16 protein-coding genes are annotated in these 20,078 nt (G+C 45.9%); 8 read left to right on the forward strand and 8 right to left on the reverse strand.

Annotated features, from left to right (window positions below):
- Window positions 1-25 precede the first annotated feature (25 nt).
- From KCTCHS21_RS02820 to KCTCHS21_RS30765, 4 genes are all read left to right on the forward strand, one after another.
- Window positions 26-823 (forward strand): phosphoadenosine phosphosulfate reductase domain-containing protein, encoded by a 798-nt coding sequence (locus tag KCTCHS21_RS02820; RefSeq protein WP_232058052.1) that lies wholly within the window; start codon window positions 26-28, stop codon window positions 821-823.
- Window positions 824-918: 95 nt separating this feature from the next.
- Window positions 919-1,311 (forward strand): hypothetical protein, encoded by a 393-nt coding sequence (locus tag KCTCHS21_RS02825; protein WP_130605024.1) that lies wholly within the window; start codon window positions 919-921, stop codon window positions 1,309-1,311.
- Between the two features lie 95 nt (window positions 1,312-1,406).
- On the forward strand, window positions 1,407-1,574 hold the full coding sequence (locus tag KCTCHS21_RS31045) for a hypothetical protein (RefSeq protein WP_162309252.1): 168 nt from the start codon (window positions 1,407-1,409) through the stop codon (window positions 1,572-1,574).
- 362 nt (window positions 1,575-1,936) lie between these two features.
- Window positions 1,937-2,080 carry a hypothetical protein gene (locus KCTCHS21_RS30765; RefSeq protein ID WP_157993927.1) on the forward strand — a complete coding sequence of 48 codons (144 nt, stop codon included), beginning with the start codon at window positions 1,937-1,939 and terminating at the stop codon, window positions 2,078-2,080.
- A gap of 152 nt (window positions 2,081-2,232) precedes the next feature.
- Here the strand turns inward: KCTCHS21_RS30765 and KCTCHS21_RS32025 are convergent, their stop codons facing one another.
- Both KCTCHS21_RS32025 and KCTCHS21_RS31050 read right to left on the reverse strand, forming a co-directional pair.
- Window positions 2,233-2,385 carry a hypothetical protein gene (locus KCTCHS21_RS32025; RefSeq protein ID WP_331871754.1) on the reverse strand — a complete coding sequence of 51 codons (153 nt, stop codon included), beginning with the start codon at window positions 2,383-2,385 and terminating at the stop codon, window positions 2,233-2,235.
- A gap of 5 nt (window positions 2,386-2,390) precedes the next feature.
- A complete protein-coding gene (locus tag KCTCHS21_RS31050; RefSeq protein WP_179952617.1) occupies window positions 2,391-2,720 on the reverse strand; it encodes a hypothetical protein in 330 nt (109 codons plus the stop codon).
- Between the two features lie 305 nt (window positions 2,721-3,025).
- On the opposite strand from KCTCHS21_RS31050, the gene KCTCHS21_RS02835 reads away from it, so the two are divergent.
- On the forward strand, window positions 3,026-6,592 hold the full coding sequence (locus KCTCHS21_RS02835; protein ID WP_130605025.1) for an S-layer homology domain-containing protein: 3,567 nt from the start codon (window positions 3,026-3,028) through the stop codon (window positions 6,590-6,592).
- 404 nt (window positions 6,593-6,996) lie between these two features.
- On the opposite strand, the gene KCTCHS21_RS02840 is transcribed toward KCTCHS21_RS02835, so the two are convergent.
- The 6 genes from KCTCHS21_RS02840 to KCTCHS21_RS02865 form a co-directional block, all read right to left on the reverse strand.
- Complete coding sequence (locus tag KCTCHS21_RS02840; protein WP_130605026.1) at window positions 6,997-8,685, reverse strand: alpha-glucosidase; 1,689 nt, start codon at window positions 8,683-8,685, stop codon at window positions 6,997-6,999.
- Window positions 8,686-8,701: 16 nt separating this feature from the next.
- Window positions 8,702-10,387 carry a glycoside hydrolase family 13 protein gene (locus tag KCTCHS21_RS02845; protein WP_130605027.1) on the reverse strand — a complete coding sequence of 562 codons (1,686 nt, stop codon included), beginning with the start codon at window positions 10,385-10,387 and terminating at the stop codon, window positions 8,702-8,704.
- A 47-nt stretch (window positions 10,388-10,434) separates the two neighbouring features.
- Window positions 10,435-11,262: a carbohydrate ABC transporter permease gene (locus KCTCHS21_RS02850; protein WP_130605028.1), complete on the reverse strand. Its 828-nt coding sequence runs from the start codon at window positions 11,260-11,262 to the stop codon at window positions 10,435-10,437.
- Window positions 11,263-11,267: 5 nt separating this feature from the next.
- Window positions 11,268-12,128, reverse strand: a complete 861-nt coding sequence (locus tag KCTCHS21_RS02855) for a carbohydrate ABC transporter permease (protein WP_130605029.1) — start codon at window positions 12,126-12,128, stop codon at window positions 11,268-11,270.
- Window positions 12,129-12,193: 65 nt separating this feature from the next.
- Complete coding sequence (locus KCTCHS21_RS02860) at window positions 12,194-13,441, reverse strand: ABC transporter substrate-binding protein (protein WP_130605030.1); 1,248 nt, start codon at window positions 13,439-13,441, stop codon at window positions 12,194-12,196.
- Between the two features lie 90 nt (window positions 13,442-13,531).
- A complete protein-coding gene (locus tag KCTCHS21_RS02865) occupies window positions 13,532-14,539 on the reverse strand; it encodes a LacI family DNA-binding transcriptional regulator (RefSeq protein WP_130605031.1) in 1,008 nt (335 codons plus the stop codon).
- Window positions 14,540-14,828: 289 nt separating this feature from the next.
- Between KCTCHS21_RS02865 and KCTCHS21_RS02870 the strand changes: the two genes are divergently transcribed.
- The 3 genes from KCTCHS21_RS02870 to KCTCHS21_RS02880 all read left to right on the forward strand — a co-directional run bounded on the left by KCTCHS21_RS02870 (window position 14,829) and on the right by KCTCHS21_RS02880 (window position 20,064).
- Window positions 14,829-15,440 carry a GNAT family N-acetyltransferase gene (locus tag KCTCHS21_RS02870; protein ID WP_130616318.1) on the forward strand — a complete coding sequence of 204 codons (612 nt, stop codon included), beginning with the start codon at window positions 14,829-14,831 and terminating at the stop codon, window positions 15,438-15,440.
- Between the two features lie 275 nt (window positions 15,441-15,715).
- Complete coding sequence (locus KCTCHS21_RS02875) at window positions 15,716-17,878, forward strand: beta-galactosidase (protein WP_130605032.1); 2,163 nt, start codon at window positions 15,716-15,718, stop codon at window positions 17,876-17,878.
- A 35-nt stretch (window positions 17,879-17,913) separates the two neighbouring features.
- Window positions 17,914-20,064, forward strand: coding sequence for an alpha-amylase family protein (locus tag KCTCHS21_RS02880; RefSeq protein WP_130605033.1), 2,151 nt, complete (start codon window positions 17,914-17,916; stop codon window positions 20,062-20,064).
- The last annotated feature ends 14 nt before the right edge of the window (window positions 20,065-20,078 follow it).

A 20,078-nucleotide genomic window follows, 5' to 3' on the forward strand; every position in this document is an offset into this window, starting at 1 on the left:
TGCTGCATGAGAGGAGTGAACGGCAATGTCACGGAAACCCGTACATATAGCCATGTACAGCGGAGGCGCTTCTTCTGCTTATGTGGCCTATCATATGGTACAGACCTATGGAAGAGAGAACAGTATTCTCTTCTTTACCAATACTCTGTGGGAGCATGAAGACAACTATCGATTCATGGAAGAAGTTGCAGACTATTTGGGCATGGAAATTACTTACCGTACGGATGGTAGAACACCTGAACAGGTTTTTTACGATTATAGATTTATGGGCAACTCGCGTCTGGCCAAATGTTCCGAAGAGTTGAAGGTGAGGCAGACTATCATTTTTCTCGAAGAATTGAGAACGGAGCATGGCTTGGAGCCTATACTCTACTTTGGTATCGGTCGCCATGAACAGCACCGGGCAGAAAATTTGAAAGATTTCTATGACCATGTGCCGCTTGAGCCGGTCGAAACAAGGTTTCCACTCATTTCAACATTTCGGGAAGAAGTTGATGTGAAGCAAATTATTCAGGAAAAGTGGGGAATACAGCTCCCCGTTATGTACGAATTGGGATTCTCTCACGCAAACTGCGGCGGCAGATGCGTGAGAGGGGGGTTTCAACATTATGCACAGCTTTACCGGACATGGCCGAACGTTTATCGGGAGCAAGAGGAGATGGAGGAGCAGTTTCGTAGTCATTTCGATAAAGATGTCTCCATCCTGAAGCGTAATGGCGGCCCATATACGCTTCGCGAGTATCGGGAAGTACTGGAGAAAGAGGGACTTGAGCGATACTTGAACGTTCAGGATGATACTGTTCCTTGTGTTTGTACTGTATAACAAGCGCATTACACGTAAATATTTGGTACTCCTAGTCTTAAAACCGCATACTCTTCGCATACTAAATAGTATTACTGAGAGAATGGATGAAGAGTATGCGGAGAAACACGGAAATTCTAGCTTTAGAAGAGGGACAAACTATATTAATAGCCTATCATCTGTATAAGAGGTGTTTTTCGATTCGGAATGCTAACACTCGAAAAGTGATCGGCTATACAGATCGAATTGTCATTTGTAATGTCCGTTTTCTCGTGTCGCTGTCTGGTAGAGAGCGGGTACTACGGGAAAACAAGAAGAACGTTCACGCGTATGTAAAAGGCGAGTATGCTGAGCTACAGAATATTTCAATTGACGATGGCGATGTGCGGCAAGCTTACTACAATCCATATTTTACTCCTGCATTTGTAGATAGAATTACAATAGAACCGATTCAATGCGCAGACATGGCCATTTGCGAGGATGGGAAGGTGTTTTATCGAGTGCTTTAAGGAATAAGTAAGTGGATGAGGCAAGAAGGTTTATTCTTTTGCTGAGTACATGGAGTGCCAGAGACAGAACGGGTCTGTGAGAAAGATTTCTATGTATGTACCTACATATATCGCCTACGATTGATAAATATCAAATCAAAAAAGTTAATGGTACAGATACGCTAGTTGCGAATCTCTACAACGGTAACCTCACTTGGACAATCAACACTGATAAAAGCTTGAAAAGTATTTCGGTGAGGCAGAAGATAGAGTTTCCGACGTAAAAGGAAATACAAGAAGCAGAAGAAGCGGTGCAACCTTAAAAGTAAGAATGGGACACATCCTTGTATCTACGGGGAAATGTATATGCTTGATCCAAATGGTATTCAAACTGACACTACAAAAATCCAGAATTGAATAAAAGATCTTCCTAACAAAAAGTCGAGCAACCCGATTAATTTAAAGGTTATCCAAAACGGAATTTCATACAACCTAAGCGTTAAGGACGTTTATTTTCATCTAACGGCAACTAGAGCATAAGTGTGAATAAAGGCTCCCAATCATCACACTCCGCGAATTGTGGTTTTGCACAGACAGGGTTCGCCTTCACGCAAAAAAGCCAGCCGCAAGAGGCTGGCTTTTTTACGTGAAGCAAGGGTTTGTCGATTACCCTGTATCCGAAGGAGGACAATGGATATCGTTCCTCGCACAGGGAGCAAAGCGGACGAGCACGGCATCTCATTCTACAGATAAGAACGTCATCCGCGAGTCCTCTTCGTCAGCAACTTAAATCATGAATGGGATACCCCTGAGCCGAATAAAAGAATCGCGACACAAGAAACCGACACAAAGTAGTCGCGTTTCGTTTGGGGAGCTGAGAGGCTCTTGCAACAAAGTAAAACCCCGATAGCAGGAGATCGGGGTTAATCTTATACATTCTATTTACTTTTTATGAATCTCTAGCATTTCAGTATCGATAATGACGCCCTCAATTCGCATAAAATCAAAACCTAAGATACCATTGATTTCAAATCCATAATTCATTTCTCCAACTTCAATCTCAAAATGATCTAACTGAATTTCTTCAATCTTCAAGAAATTCACAGTTTTGAAGAAAACGATCTCAGAGCCACCAATTCCTCTAATGGCGCAGGTTGAATCAGTTGGTTCTGGAGGTAACCCGATATTGCGTAACATCTCCGTTCACGAATTTCTACCCTTGGTCTAGAAGTATGAAAAAAGTAAAATTCATTGGCTGGACGTTCTCTTTGCAATTCATTACATTGCTTCATCGCTTCAAAAGAGTCGTCGAACTTTTGCACAATTGCCATTTCGTCTACGAGACGGAGCCCTTCATCAGAGTGTGCCTGAATAGCTTCGATAACTACCCATTCGTTTGGGTAAAGATTTTGCACTTCGTTCCACTTCATGATGATTCTCCGTTCTTTATTTTTGATTTTAGTATATATCAGCACAGCATTACCTTCAATGGCGACAGAGGGAGCCTCTAGGGTGACCATCAGCAGGCGGGTTGTGGATATAACTGGCCACGATTCGGCTCCACTATGTAAATCCACAATCGCATGTGAACTGATTTTAATTGGATTTCCACTATACAATTTTGGGTATTTTTGCTATTATAAGTGGTCATAAGCTAATCATTCTGATAGTAATAATAGATATAGTTTCCAGATTATCATCTGTCGATAAATTTCCTTTGGAGGTAGAGGGTTTCATGCGCAATCATTGGGGCAAAAATTTGATTTGTATGTTGATGGCCATAGTATTTTTCATTCCTTACGGACTCGTGCACGGTCAAACAAACCAGCTCGAAGATATTCAAGGGCACTGGGCTGAAGCGGATATTCGGGAGTGGGTCGAACAAGGCATCGTCTCAGGTTATCCTGATCAGACCTTTCGGCCTGATAAAGTGGTGACAAGAGGGGAATTCGTAGCACTTGTAAACAGAGCGTTCAAGTATTCAGAGAAAGGTTCAATAGGATTCAAGGATGTAAAAAAGACGGATTGGGTGCACCTAGAAGTACAAAAGGCGATTAAACAGGGCTATATCAATGGGTTTAGTGACAATACCTTTCGCTCTAATCAACAAATTACCCGTCAAGAAACAGCTGTAATTCTATCGAAAATTTTGAAATTGAGTCAAGCTGTTTCGGCATCGACTATTCCTTTCAAAGATTCGAATTTGATTCCTGACTGGAGCATCAGTTCAATCAGTCAAATCGTACATAGTGGAATCATGGATCAATATGCGGATGGAACTTTTCAACCAACGCGTCAAATGACTCGTGCCGAAATGGTGGTATCCATTAAGAAAGCATTGGCCGCAGTTATGATAACGTATGATAAACCGGGTGTATATGGAGAAGCTGCCAAGAAGGCGGTAGCAACTAATGTGACCATTCAATCCCGAGACGTTACACTCCGGAACATGCATATATTTGGTGATTTGGTTATAAGCAAGGAAGTGGGCGAGGGCAATGTTTATTTGGACCAGGTTCAAGTAGATGGCACTACTCGTGTTGAAGGCGGCGGCATGGAAAGTGTCCATTTAATAAATAGCAAGATGGGAAAGCTGCTGGTCAATCGACTAGAAAATCCGGTGCGTATCGTTGCGGAAGGAACGACCGTCATTGGGGATACTCAAGTACTTTCAAGTGCAAGCTTGGAAGAAGCGACCGGTTTAACGGGAGAAGGTTTTGGCGATGTTACGGTGCTCTCAAATATCCAGAAATTAAAGCAGAGAGATCTCATTCTCTCAGGAAATTTCAATAAGGTTAACTTGATGACGGACTTGAAAGAGATTAAGGTTCGTTCTGGAGCTATAAAAATTTTAGCCATTCAAGGCAAATTGACGATTGCAAGCATTGTTTTGGATAAAGGTGTAAAAGTTGATGAACTTGATTTGCAGAGCAAGACAACTGTCAGTGGAGAAGGACAAATCGGTTCAGTCACTCTGTCAAAAGAAGCGGAAGATTCCGTTCTTCCGAAAAGTAATTCCACTACATCAATCCCTTTTGGCGGCTTTCCCGGAGGCGGCTTTCCCGGAGGCGGTATCCCTGGAGGAGGCAGTCCTGAGGGCAGTACTCCTGGAGGGGGAGGATCCTCAGGCGGCACAAGCGCTACTGTAAAAGGAACGTTATTTTATTGGGGGTATGATAAACCCAACAAGATTCCGATCTATAATCAAACAATCTTTTTAAATAATGTAAATGAGACATCCAAATCCTATACGGGTGTTACAAATCACAGTGGCGCTTTTAGTATCTCTAATATTGATCCGGGCACTTATACAGCAAATGTTTATTTAGGATTAACAAGATATTATTCGGACGAATTCACGGTAAAAGCGGGGCAGACGTTAACACTGCCGGATTTAGTAATTAAGGAAGAGGCACCTCAGCCTTCTGTGGAAGGGCCGATTTATACCGATATCGGTTATACAAGCGGCCGTGTCTTTTATCTGAAAGAGAATTATTCGGTCAAAGTAGAGTTGAGCGATGGAACGGTGCTTCACACGCCTGACAGTAAGTTTAATACGTTCTTCAGCTTTAATCTGTTTGATTATAATCCTGATTTGATCTTGCACGGAAATGATGTTCTATATGTTACGTTATATGCTGATAGCGGATGGACAAGCGGGAGAATCGCAGTTCTGGTTGTGGAAAGGCCGCAGACCAAGTCGCCTGTCGTGACTAAAAACGTCTATGACGATACCAGGACTATTCGAGTCCAAGTTACGGATTGGTCTAACGAGATTAAGATTACCAAGCTGGATGGAACAGTGATCGGCTCAAATCATAATGCTCTTGGAAATACGGTAGAGATATATTTGCCTAAAAGTGGGCAATTAGACGTCGGCGAGAAAATTAAGGTATATGCGCAGGCAAACGGGAAGAGAATTAGCGAACCGACATATGTTACTGTGCTCGCGCCTGTCGTACAGACATTGCCTCCAAGTGTAGCCGAAGTTGTCTACGATGACGATAACTACATTGCTGGCACAGCCGAAGGAGAAGCCATCATCGTTGTGAAACGGTCAAACGGGACGGTGATCGGTGAAGGTGCAGCAAACTCGGAGTACGGTGGGGGTAGATTTAATCTAAAATTGACTTCGCCACTAGTTGTCGGAGAAGTGTTGTCGATTACGGCCAAAGGTTATGAGAAGATTGTAAGCGGGTCTACACAAGTGACGGTTGCATTAAGGCCAACGACAGCAACACCGACAGTAGTCGGGGATATTTATGCCGATTACACTTCGATCCAAGTTGATTATCCGCTTCCTAACATATTGTTATATCTGAAAGATATGAACGGAAACGTAATTAGTCAGCCTTACTCAAGTGCTGGCGGGACAACCTATATTCACAATTTGAATTTGGATCCCGAAACCCAATATCAACTGACAGCCAAGGCGTCGGGCTTGAAAGAAAGCCAGCCTTTCCTATTCACTACTATTGTTCCGACTGAACCAACGCCTGTTCCTTCCGTTACAGCGCCGGTATATGCGGATGCGAACTATGTACTACCCGGTGTTACGGAGCCATATGCTAAAGTTTACTTCTATTATGGAGACGGCACGCTCATTCATAGCATCAGAGCTAATGATAAAGGTGATTTTAGCTTTGTGATGCCATCATTCCCCCCATTGGCGCCTGGAGAAACGCTGCTGCTCAGAGCTGATGCGGAAGGTAAAGTAATGAGCGAAGCGCTCGTGCTCACGACTGTAATGCCAGTAGAGAAGACCAGTCCACCTGTTGTTACGGATCTGGTTTACGGCTATACAAGTGGATTAGAAGGTAAGGCGGCACGGAGTGCGTTAGTAAGCGCCTATCGTGAAGATGGCACGCAGATTAGTACGGGGATCTATGCTGACAAGAATTCAGGCAACTGGAAGATTGGTTTAGTGTTTACTGTTCTGCGAGGCGGGGATCGAATTTATGTGATTGCCGATGAGGCAGGAAAGCTGCCTAGCGATCCGGTATACATTACGATTCAATCAGCGCCTAAAAGTAATTTACCCTCTATTTCCGGAAATGTTAGCGCCGAAACCAAAAATATAAACGGGACTTACAATGGTCCGAGACTTGTTGACCAGATACTAACAATAATTATGTTAGTCAATGATAATGGCAATGCAATTGAAACTAGCCTTGTTGGTACAGATGGTTCGTTCTCGATCAATGTTTCTTCGATTCATTTGGTTGCAGGCCAGAAGTTAAAAATAGTAGCGAAAGAAGCTAAAAAAGAAGCTAGTGATCCATTAGTCATTACGGTGAATTAGCAATGAGGAGCTCGACATCCCGTATTCCTTAGGATAGCGGTTACCAAGAATCAGGCAGAACGAAAGTGGTACAGCCTAATGGACAAAGTCTGGGCAAAACCAAACCTGGAGGAAGCTTTCAGAGAGGTCAAGCGGAACCGTGACGTGGCAGGGATCGATCAGGTGACCAGAACATATAGGACTTAAATAAAGGTTACCCTCAGAGTGAATGAAGAAATTACTTTGAGGGTACCTTTTGCTTTTTAAAAGTAATAATTGCTCCTAGTCCTCCACACCATCTGCCATTTCATCTAGCTCCCAAAGTTTTGCTACGTTCCCGATTACCGGAGGGAAAACACCTTTAAACTATAAAAAACCCCCTTCAAGCTCACTCGATTCTGAGTGGTAGCTTAAAGGGGAGCATTTTAACGTTCCGAGGTCATGTAATAAACTCTCGATTCATATGGTCTGAAGGTAATTTCACGCGGAACGGATTCTGTATCCATCACTTGGTAGTTGGAAAGCAACAACTTACCGGATGGCTCCAACAAGTCTTCTGGCCATATCCATTCGCAATCGACTGCGAAGAGGTTAATAATCATAACCAATTTCTTGTTATTCAACGTTCTGGAATACGCGTAGATGTACGGATGATCTTCAGCAACCAAATCATACGTTCCATACACCGCAGCGGGGTATGATTTGCGAAGTTGAATCAATTGCTTGTAGTAATGGTAGATCGAATCGGGATTCTTCTGTTCTAGTTCCACATTTATTTCTTTGTAATTCGGATTGACTTTCATCCAAGGCGTGCCCGTCGTAAAGCCGGCGTTCTGCCTGTCGCTCCACTGCATAGGCGTACGGGAGTTGTCCCTTCCTGTCTTCCAGATCCGACTCATGATCTCTTCATGGCTCGTTCCGTTGGCCGTCTCGATTCGGTACAAGTTCTTGATGGCAACGTCGTTATAATCTTCGATGGAATCGAATTGGACGTTCGTCATGCCGATTTCCTGTCCTTGATAGAGGAAAGGCGTTCCCTGCATGAGGAAATACAAGGTGGCTAACGCTTTGGCAGATCGGACGCGGTGTTCTTGGTCATTCCCCCATGTGGATACAGAACGTGGCAGGTCATGGTTTTCCAGGAATAATGCGTTCCAGCCAAAGCCCTCCAAGCCCTTTTGCCAGCTTGAAAATGTTTTCTTTAACTCGAGAAGATTAAGGTTGCCATCACTCGCTTGATTCCACAGCTTTAAGTGTTCAAACTGGAACACCATATTGAATTTACCTTTGTCCGAGCCCACCCACAATTCAGCATCCTCGAGGTTCTTCACGCTGACGCCGTTGGCTTCCCCGACCGTCATAATATCGTATTTAGCGAAGGTTTCCTGTTTGAGTTCGTCCAAGAACTCGTGGATTCCTTCCCGATTCATATGACCTTCGAAGGACGGAACGTAAGGGAGGCCCTTGGGGTTAGGAAGGTCCGGAAACCCAGCCACTTTCTTAATATGAGAAATAGCGTCGACTCGGAACCCGTCAATGCCTTTGTCTAACCACCAGTTTACGGTGTTATACAGTTCAAGGCGGACCTTGGGGTTCTCCCAGTTAAGATCCGGCTGTTTGCGGGAGAAGACGTGCATATAATATTGGTCAGTGGCCTCGTCATATTCCCATGCAGGTCCGCCAAAGATGCTCTCCCAGTTGTTCGGCTCGGCACCGTGCTTCGAATCACTCCAAATATAATAATCCCGCTTATCGTTCGTCTTGTCCTTGCGGGATTCAATGAACCAAGGATGTTCATCCGATGTATGGTTGATCACGAGATCCATGATCAGCTTCATCCCGCGCGCATGAACCTCATGCAGCAAGTGATCGAAATCCTGCATCGTTCCGAATTGTTCCAATATATCCTGGTAATCCGAGATGTCGTAGCCGTTATCATCATTCGGTGACTTGTAGACCGGACAAATCCAGATGACATCAATTCCTAGATCCTTAAGATAGTCGAGCTTGGTCGTAATTCCTGACAGGTCTCCGATTCCATCCCCATTGCTATCCATGAAGCTTAGCGGATAGATTTGATATGCAACGGCTTCTTTCCACCAAACCTTTTTCAAGATGCTGTTCCCTCCGTTAGTTGGAAGTATTGTTTAGTTTATACACGATAGCTTCATAAGGACGAAGCTGCAACGAGTGCGGTTCGACAGCTTCAGGTGCGTCATAGTTCCCAATTAGGCGTTCGAATGAGCCATACATCACCGTCTCCGGAAGTTCGAACTGAACCGGTTCTTCGAAGAAGTTTAGGACAACAAGTAATCGCTCATCCCCGAGTGTTCGGGTGTAAGAGTAAATCCGTTCATTCTCTTGCAAGAGCAGTTTATATTCGCCATAAACGATGACATCATACTGTTTGCGAAGAGCGATCAAGCTACGATAGTAGTGATAGATCGATTCAGAATCGTTCACGGCTTCTTCCGCGTTAATGTCCGAATAATTAGGATTAACGGTCAACCAAGGCGTTCCGGTCGTAAAGCCACCATGAGTAGTAGCATCCCATTGCATCGGAGTCCGAGCGTTGTCTCGGCCTTTGCTATGAATCGACTTCATAATGTCCGCTTCGGAGAATCCCATTTCCCGATATTCCTTGAACATATTTAACGTTTCAATATCTTGGTAGTCGTCGATGGAGTCGAACTTGACGTTCGTCATCCCCAGCTCCTCACCTTGATAGATATAAGGCGTTCCTTGCAGGGTGTGCAGAAGAGTCGCCAGCATTTTAGCCGATTCCTTGCGGTACTTCTTATCGTTTCCGAATCGAGAAACCATTCGGGGTTGGTCATGGTTATTTAAATATAGACTATTCCAGCCTTTACCGTATAGCTCGGTTTGCCATTTGCTCATAATGCGCTTGAATTCCTTAAGCGTCCATGGGGTGACATTCCACTTCCCACCGGGACCTGCATCAATGTCCATGAGCTCGAATTGAAACACCATGTTCAATTCTTTGCGGTCTTCTCCCACGTAAAGGGCTGCTTCTTCCGGGCTGACGCCAGGCGTTTCTCCCACAGTCATAATGTCGTATTTGGAGAGTACCTCTTGGTTCATTTCCTGCAAGTATTCATGAATGCGAGGGCCATTCATGAAATACTCTCCGCCGGAGTTATATTTCAGATCGCCAGCCGCATCCGGCAGTCCTTCCACCTTGCTGATGAGATTGATGACGTCCATTCGGAAGCCGTCGACGCCTTTATCCAGCCACCAAGTCATCATGTCATACACCTTGTGGCGAAGCGGTTCATGCTCCCAGTTCAAGTCAGGCTGCTTTTTAGAGAACAAATGCAAATAATACTGATCAGTCTCTTCATCCAATTGCCATGATGACCCGCTGAAGATTGAAGACCAGTTGTTCGGCTCCTTATTGTCTTTCCCATCCCGCCATATATAGAAGTCACGATACGGATTGTCTTTGGATTTACGGGATTCAACAAACCAAGCATGTTCATCGGAGCTATGATTAACGACCAAGTCCATGATTAATCGCATTTTCCGCTGGTGCAAGCCGTCTAGTAGCATCTCCCAATCCGCAAGGGTACCAAAGTCATCCATAATTTTCTGATAATGACTGATATCGTATCCATTGTCATCGTTAGGGGATTCATATACCGGACTAAGCCAGATGACGTCCACGCCTAATTGTTGTAAATAGTCCAGTCGAGAAATAATACCGGGAATATCACCGATTCCATCTCCATTACTGTCTTGGAAGCTGCGAGGGTAAATTTGATACACGACGCTTTCTTTCCACCATGTTCGATTCATAGAAAATCTCCTATCCTGTGTGTCTCTCTATGGTCACCGGGAAGAACTTACTTCACGGCGCCTTGGGTAATCCCATTAATAATCCACTTTTGAACGAACAAATACACGATAACCATCGGTGCCAGCGCAAGCAAGTAGGAAGCGAAGGCTAGGTTGAAGTCGGTGCTGAACTGTCCTTGGAAAACATACTGAACTAACGGAAGCGTATAGGATTCCGGTTTACCCAAAATGATTAGCGGTAGTAAGAAATCATTCCATATGGACAGACAGCTCAGTATGGCTATTGTTGCGTTAATCGGTGCAAGTAGCGGGAAAATCACGCGCCAGAATGTGCCATAGGTGCTGGCACCATCTACTGTAGCCGCTTCTTCCAGTTCAATTGGAATAGAGCGGATGTACCCGACATAAACGAATATATTGAATGCGAGTCCGTAAACAATGTATAGGATGATTAATCCAGGGATGTTGTTCATTTGCAAAGTTGTCGTCAGCTTGACTACAGGCAGAATAATGATCTGAAACGGAATGAATAACGCACTGATAAAATAAAAGTAAAGCCCCTTATAAAATTTGAACTTGTCCATGTTTCGGGCTATCGCGTAGGAAACGAGCGAGTTGGTAAGCAAAATAATCCCAACGGCAACGACCGTGATGATAGTACTGTTCTTTAAAGCGCCGAAGAAATTCGTCGCTTCGATTGCATTCGCGAAATTCTCGAAATGTAGTCCAATAGGTAATGAGAAGACCGAATTTGCCATTTCCTCAGGATTCTTGAGAGCGATGGAGATCGTCATATATAACGGAATTAATATTAACACGGAACCAAGAGCAATGAGTAACGTGACGCCCCAGTTCGTGGAATTTTCTTTGTTCATTACGATCACATCTCCTTTCTCTGAAGGAATTTAAGCTGGGCAATGGAAACGGCGATGATTACGATAAAGTAGATGACGGCATTGGCGGATTGATAAGCGAATTCGCCGCCTTGGAAGCCCCCTTGGTAGATCAACAAGGCAATCGATTGCGTCGATCGGCCTGGACCTCCCCCGGTAAGAGCTATGATCTGGTCAAATACAAATAAGCCATTTTTCAAAGCCAATACCATGTTGATCGTAAAGAAGCCTGCTAGCATAGGGAATGTAATTTTCCAGAAAGTTGTCCACTTTCCTGCACCATCTATATTAGATGCTTCGTAGAGATCCTTGGGAATCGTTTGAAGTCCTGCCAAATACAAAATTGTGTTAAATGCGATACCTTGCCAGACAGATACGATAACAACACCGATCCATGCCCATTTTTCGCTACCTAGAATATTAACGGACAGGACGTCGCTACCTAATTTATCCCCGAGTTGAGTGAGGACGTTGGAAAAAAAATAATTAAAGATGTATCCAATGATGAGAACTCCGAGAATATTAGGTAAAAAGTAAATGCCCCTAAATAAGTTGCGGTATTTAATGTTTGAGTTGAGGCCGAGTGCAATCAACAAACTCAAGACATTAATAAGGATGGTGACGACCAAGGCGTACTTAAATGTAAATAAGTAGGAGTTGAGAACGTTATTATCTTTAAATAAAGAGGCGTAGTTGTTAAATCCGACAAATCGGTATCCTTCACTGAAGCCATCCCAGTTCGTAAAGGAATAAAAAATGCCTTGAATAGCCGGATAAGTATGGAGCAGGAAAAACAAGAGAAGCGCCGGAATGGTCATACTATAGAACGCGGCTTGTCGCTTGGTCATAATGAACCTCCTTTTGTAAGAGGAGAGCGTCATCAGGCGCTTCTCCTCCATATTAGCCGCAGTCCTTATTTACGACTTGCAACTTTATCCCATTCGTTGTCGAACTCTTTTACATAAGCGTCCAAGTTTTTCTTTTGGTAGAAGCTTTGAATGATCGAATCGGCTTTCATTGCACTTGGAATGTAATGATCCGAGAAATCAACGATATTGCCACTGTCGAAAGCGGCTTTCAAATCCTGTACGGTTGCATCAGATTGATTCACGCCTTTTACGGCAGAGAATGCTTTTTGCTCATCGATGTAGGCTTGGATATTTTCAGCTTGTTGAAGGAACGCGATGAATTTTTTAGCTTCTTCCAGGTGTCCAGTATTCTTGGAAATGGTCAACAGCGTGTCCACACCCGAAACGACTTTATTGTTAGCCGGTTCGTTCGTTGCAGGGAACGGGAAGACGCCCAGTTGCATTTCCGGGTTAGCCTTCAGGATCTCCGGAATGGCCCATACGCCTTGCAAATACATCGCTGATTCGCCTTTAGCGAAAGCAGTATTACCGTCATTGTAGTTCTTTCCTGCCATGTCTTTATGACCGAAATCAAGCAACTTCAGTTGCTTCTCAGCAACTTCACGGAATTTAGGACTATCGAACTTGATTGTTCCTTCCTTGCGTTGGTCATAAAAATTGATTCCGACAATGTTAGAGGAAAGGGAGTTGAAAGGCACCAGCAATGTCCAAGAATCTTTGTTCGTCAGGTAGAAGGGAATTTTGCCGGCATCTTTCACTTTCTGAGCCACTGCTATGAGTTCATCCCACGTTGTAGGGATTGTAAGACCGAGTTCAGTAAACATTTGTTTGTTGTATATGATCCCGCTTGCGTTGGCAGAGTATGGGATACCATTCAGTTGTTCCGATCCAGTTAGCTTCTTCAGCGTCTCGGTATATACGGGTTGAAGGTTGGTAGTCAGTGGATCTCCAGAGAAATCTATGAACAAACCTGCTTTGGAAAGCTGAGAGAAAGTATCAGTAGCGCCCATTCCTATGATGTCGGGAATGTCTTTTTTCGATACGCGGGTTTTCAGAACGGTTTCTGCATCTGGTGGATTCACTTGAGTGACGACAATGTTAGGATTGGCATCGTTGAACTTTTTAACGAGCTTATCAAAGGAAGCTTTCGCTTCCACTTTATTTTGGAAAAATTCCAATTTGACTTTCTTCCCGCTGTCACCAGCGGCATTGTTGTTTGTATTGTTTCCACAAGCGTTGAGTGCTAACAAAAGGATTATGCTTACAAGTATTACTGATGTTATTTTTCTCATGTGTCGTAAACCCTCCAAGTGATTGATGTTTAAGCGTAAACGTTTACGTAATAATAGCCTCACCACCCTAAAGAATATAATTAAATTGCCCTATTTGTATTGATTCAATTCCTTAACGGTGTTTCTTTCCACAATATGATGCATCACAATGCTGCTCGATACGGGATCCGAACTTTCAATCATCGTAATCAGCTTCTTCGAAGCCAGCTGTCCCATTTCAGTCAAGGGCTGATGAACCGTTGTCAAAGGAGGAAACACCATCTGGGCGATGACCAGGTCATCATATCCAATGATGGACAGATCTTCAGGAATACGAAGACCTCTCTCTAGCGCAACTCCCATGGCTCCAATCGCCATTTCGTCACCAGCCGCGAATAGAGCAGAGAAAGGTGCAGCTTCATCCAGCAGCCTTCTCATCGCGATGCGGCCGCCTTCTAGGAGGAAATCACCGTATGCGATTCGAGATTCATGAAATGCGATGCCATAGTCAGACAGAGCCTGACGAAATCCTTCTACCCGGGGAGTTCCCGCAATAGGGTCAGATTGCGTACCGGCGAGCATGGCAATCTCTCGATGGCCTTTCTGAATCAAATATTGCGTCGCTTGATAAGAGGCTTGACGATCATCCACTTTAATATAAGGAATCGAGTATTTGTGAGATTGGTTATTAACTAGGACGAATGGGACCCTCATGTCTGTGAGCGCCTGATAATATTCATCCTTCAGCTCCTCACTCGCGAAGACAATGCCATCTACCTGCTTTTCCCGAAGCACCTGCAAATACTTTATTGTTCTCTTACCGTCCGTATTACATACGATGACGCTGAAGCCTCTTTCATTTGCAACTTCCTCGATCCCGTGCAGCAAACCAGCAGAAAAGTAGCTAGATACATTAGGAAATAAGACGCCAATCGTCTGGGTCCGCTTGTTGATCAGTCCCCTTGCGATGGCGTTAGGTTGATATCCTAGGTCCTCGATAGCTTTCAACACTTTTTGTTTCGTGATATCGGAGTAGCCTGGGAGATTATGAAGAACTCGGGAAACCGTCGCCACGGAAACTTGAGCCTTTTTCGCAACATCTTTAATAGTTGGAAGCATATCAAAACCTACTTTACTATGAAGTAAACGTTTACTAAATCATAGATTCTTCGCAATTATATGTCAACGTAAATTATTTGGGTTTCACTTAAACGTTTTTTGCTTTTAAAATTGTGCCAGCTGACCCCGTATCTATGAGTACAGAGTAATGAAGAAATTTTTGCTATGAGGTTGAGTCTATGAGAAGTTTACATTAATCATAAATAGAGTTTATATACTCCCTAAAGTCCTTTTATATACTGAGATGGTCTGAGAATCTCGAATCATAAGAGGTAGGGTGGGAGTTCACATAATTAAAAAACATAATCTGCATGAATGTCATTCACTGTATAACTTAATGGTGGATCCTACCGTCTTTCCTTACGTTCGTTATAAATGCCAATCCTACGAAGAATATGTTTTCGTCACCAAACAGCTGATCGAACAAGAATTGCAGGAGACAATAATTTCGAGAACGATTATAAACGATTCGGGGCATCCGATCGGTACGATTCAGTTATACGATATTGTGAATAAAACGGGATTCTTGGCAACATGGATAGGAGCCCCTTATTTTGGTCAAGGGTACAATAGGCGTGCGAAAGAATCTTTCTTTACTGAGTTGTTTCTTGAACATCATGTCGAAACGGTATATTTGAAGATTCGCAAGCACAATATTCGTTCAAAAAAGGCGGTAGAGAAGCTACCGTACGTTCAATTAGCGAATGATCATAACCCGCAAATCTATGAGTCGATCAATTCGACGCAGCAGATCTATGATCTATATCGAGTGGAGCGGGCAAGCTTTCTAGAAAGCCGTAATCGAGTCATTCATTGCCGGATGACAAGAGGATGGTCCGATTGTCGGCTTCAGCGACAGCATGCGGCAGGAGAAGAGCATTCGTCCTTACATCAGTGGTGAATCATAGGTAGCTCAAAGCCAGTCGCAAGAGGCTGGCTTTTTGTGCGCGGAAAAGAGGGTTGTAGATTACCCTGAATCCGAAACCTTTCACAGAATATTTGTCACGTTAAAGTGTAAATTCGTCATCGTGTAAGGGACGCTAGTGTTTATATACTTAATTTTGACGGAAAAAGTAAAATCGTGAGCGATCTGCAACACTTAATGATCAATAATGTACACGGCTAATCGAATCATGCAAAATACTTGGTTCATTTACGATAAGGGGGGCGCACTTTATGCAACAAATTGAATTTGACAATCAATCTTATCTCATCGACGGAAAGCCCATTTATTTAATCTCTGGTGAATTCCACTATTTTCGGGTTCCAAAGTGTGATTGGAAACATCGCATGGAGCTATTTAAGGCGGCTGGAGGTAATTGTCTTGCGACCTATATTCCTTGGCTCGTACACGAGACAGAGGAGGGGAATATCGTCTTTGGTGGTACTGATGAGGATGGTACACGCGATTTAGAAGGCTTCTTGCAGGCAGCGCAGGAATGCGGCTTGTACGTTATTGCCCGACCGGGACCTTATCAATATTCGGAGTTAAAATACGGGGGATTGCCGTCGTGGCTGTGCGAGAATTACCCGGAGATAGGTGCGATGAAGCTGGACGGCAGCCGGATCAATCATGCAAGCGTGTCTTATCTGCATCCGTTATTTCTGGAGAAGGTTGTCCGTTGGTTCGCGGTGGTATGTCCAATTTTGGCTAAATTCACGGTGACTAGCGGCGGTCCGATCGCTTTCACGCAATTCGATAACGAGCTGATGGGTTTCCATTTATGGTTTTATGGACCGGATTACAATCCGGTAACGATGGGCTTCGGGCGAGAAGATGGGCGGTATCCACTGTTTCTACGGAATCGTTACGGCTCTATAGACCACCTAAATGAGGCATATGGTACGGATTTTGCCGATTTCGCATCGGCACTGCCTACTGAGCTCACGGATGACGCGCGGCCGGAGCTCATTCGTCGTCGGAAGGATTACTTTGACTTCTACTATGCATCGGTAGCGGAATTCGCCGTATTACTCTGCCGTGAAATGCGCGCGCACGGTATCGACACGCCATTCGTGCATAATTCGGCCAACCCGAACATGAACGCATTCTTTAAGGAAATGGCGGAGGAGCTTGGCGGGGACTTCCTGCTTGGTTCCGATCATTATTATAATCTGGGGCAGCATTGGGATCAGAACAACCCAACGCCGCAGTATGCGATTAAAGTGTTTTATTCAAACGAAATGCTGCGGCTCATGGGCTATCCGCCATCGATCTTTGAACTTCCAAGCGGAAGCTGCAGCGATTGGCCTCCGATCTTGCCGGAAGACTCGTTGGCTTGTTACATGACGAACCTGGCACTCGGCATGAAGGGGCACAATTACTATATTTTCACCGGTGGGCCGAATCCACCGGGGGCGGGTTTGACGACGGATTTGTACGATTTCGGCGCGCCGATCGGTACCAATAACGAAATTCGACCGTTGTATTATGTGCAGAAGGAATACAACGATTTCGTTCTTCATAATGAATGGCTTGTCCGGGCAGAACGCGCCGGCGACTTTCGGATAGCGATCGATTTCGAGCATGCGCGCTCGGATAAATATTGGAAGGCGGCCGGAGACTTCTCCTACACGAACGACCAAGCATGGGAGTTTACGCTGAAGGGCGTGATGACAACGGCGTTCTGTGCATCGTTGTCTCCAGTGATGATCGACTTGGATCTTGAGGATTGGGTTGCTGACATAACCACCCCGCTCTTTGTGGCGGCTTCGTTAAGTATGGGCGCGGACAACCAACGCCGCTTGGTTGACTTCGTAAAGTCTGGTGGCAAGCTGATTATCGCGCCAGTACTGCCGGAATATGACGAGGCTTTGCGTCCTTGCCGAATTCTCGCGGACTTCTTGGGTGCAAAACCGGCGATTCGTCACCAACTGCCTGTTACCCGAGCGACGGTATGCGGAGTCGTGAACGTGTCGAAGGAACGAATTTTCCATCAGGACGTACCCCATGGCGCTGAACAGCTCGGCGTGGAGGAGTTTACTGGCCTGCCGCTGAGCTGGAGCAAGCGATTCGGGGAAGGTGAAGCGATTTGGCTCGGTATGGAGTGGTGGCATTCGATGCGCGAACAGGAACTTTTGCTAGAGGCACTACTGCAACGACTTGGCTTACGTCGTCTCGTACAAAGCTCGACACCGCAAGTGTGGACGTCACTTCGCACGGACGGAGCGCGTAGTATGCTGTTCCTGATGAATCTTCATTCCTCGCCGGTCACAGTCGAGTCGAAGGTGAGCAAGGCGGACGGAAGCTGGTTGTCACTAGGAGAGCGCACGCTTGCAGCCATGAAGGTCGAAACGATCGAACTAGCACACGATGTGGTTTTCGGTACCGGTATGTAGGTAGCGGCTGGCACATTTACGAAAGGAGCTGGAAAATGAGCGCATTAATTTCCCAAAGACTGAATGCATTGCCGATACGCATTGTGCGGGGGCTGGCAGAGCTCGAATTGGACCCACGGACTGGCGCTTGGAAGCGTGCAGGCTTTGCCGGAACGGCCGGTGTCATCACTAGTTCGGCTCATATTTTCGAGGTTTACGTAGAAGATAAGCCGGTGTTCGGCGAAGAACGCCAAACGTCTTCGCATCGTGTCGAAGAAGCCGCAGGCATCGTCGAGTTGAAGTACGAGCGTGCGGGGCTGACTGCCGTACAGCGTATTTGCGTAGAGGAGGATCGAATCTCGCAGTGTGTGACGTTGAGCTGCGAGGCAGGTGATGACCGACTGTTGACGGAAATTCGCTATACGTTGCCTAATTTCGTTGTGGGTGATCCCGAAGATTGTCTATTGCAATTACCGGGACAGATTCTTCCTCCCGACAGTCCTTATTCGGCGGAGGCACGGAATCCGCTTGACTTGAGTTGGGCTGATCCGCACCCCGTGTATCCGCAAGGGTGGTTAGAATCAGCGCCGGATCAGACGTCCGGTCTGATCGCGGTAGAGAACCGAGCTAGCGGACGAATCGCCTCTGCATGGCTTTACTCGGAAGACGCTGTTGTCTTCCCGACAATCGACGGCAACGGACACACGATAACGGCGGCACACCGTCACCGATTGACCTGCTGGCTACGGCCGGGGGTTTCGGTAGTTTCCGGAGAGCATTGTCTCTTGCTCAGTAAAGGTAGTTTGGAGGAACATCTCGCGCGCTTCCGAAAAGCCGCCTACGACAGCATATTGTATAGCGTATCAGATGCACCAGAATGGCTCCATGATGCCCGGCTACTGCAAATCGATGCGCGTCCACTGCAGATCTGGATGGAACGACTTCCACACTATCGGGAGATGGGCTTCAATGTACTTTACCTTCTTCCTGTTTGGCATAATCAACGAAATCCGTATGCGTTAATCGATCATTACCAAATTGACGATGATACGAGTCGAAGTGCCGAATGGGCGGCCTATCCAGATGGGATCTGTCCAACGTGGGACGATAATCCGTTCCCGGTCGGTAGCGAGGAAGACCTGCGGCTATTTGTCGAATACGCCCGTCGTTTGGGCTTCCGAGTGCTATTTGATTTGATTCCGCAAGGCATCGGTACCGGCACCGCGTTCAGTCACGATCACGCGGATTGGTTGTCTGTCGACGAGCTTGGAAGGCCGCGCGCCTCTCACGGCTGGGGACCAACAGCTGGCGAACCGGCATCGGAGAAAGGTACGTACAGCATGGATTGGGGCAACCCGCAATATCGACGCTATATTGTCGAGTGGGCGCTCTGGAACGTGCGGACGTTCGGCATCGACGGTTTCCGAACTGACGCGATGCACTGGAAGGAGGCGAACCTGCGCCGGGATCTCCAACGGCCAGCTTGGCACACGACTTTCGGCGGCGTTAGACTGATCGAGGAGCTACGTGTGGAGCTGAAACGAGAATTCCCTGAAACGGTGCTGCTTAGTGAAGTGTGGGGACCCATCTTCCAGCGCGGACATGACGCGACGTATGAGAACGGCTGGATGCTTGGCCGTATGAACACCGGATGGCTCACGGGCGAACCGCTGCTGTCAGGCCGCGAATGGACACGGCATTTACAACTAGCGAAGCTGGCTCGTCCAGAAGGGCTTGTGCGCGCGACGTTCGGAGCAAATCACGATCTCGAGCTTTTCGTCGAGTTGGCCAAGTCACATCCAATGGCTGATGCCGTGCAATTTGTGCATATTTTCTCGGCGGCTGTGCCGTTTGTATGGTATAAAGAAGTAGAAGGGCGGGAGGAGACATTCCGCAATTTACTGGCAGAGCGCGAGCGTCTGAGTGGCTGGAATTGTCACTATGATGGGGCGGTGCCAGCATCCCGTCATCTGTACACCGCGTTGTGGCATAAGAGCGGAGCTTCGCCATTGTTAGCAGTGGCAAACCTATCCAATGAGGATGTACACACGGTGGTGAAGCTTTCCCGAGAAGTGGGAGGGCTACAGCCTTCGGGTGTGCGGTTACATAAAGGATTTACACGAGTGAAACCAGACGTAGATGGTCTTAATCTGGAGTTGCCAGCAGGCGGCTACGCGTTGATCGAGCTGTCGAAGCCAATCGGGTAAGCATTCGAACGACA

Source organism: Cohnella abietis (assembly GCF_004295585.1).
GTDB lineage: Bacteria > Bacillota > Bacilli > Paenibacillales > Paenibacillaceae > Cohnella > Cohnella abietis.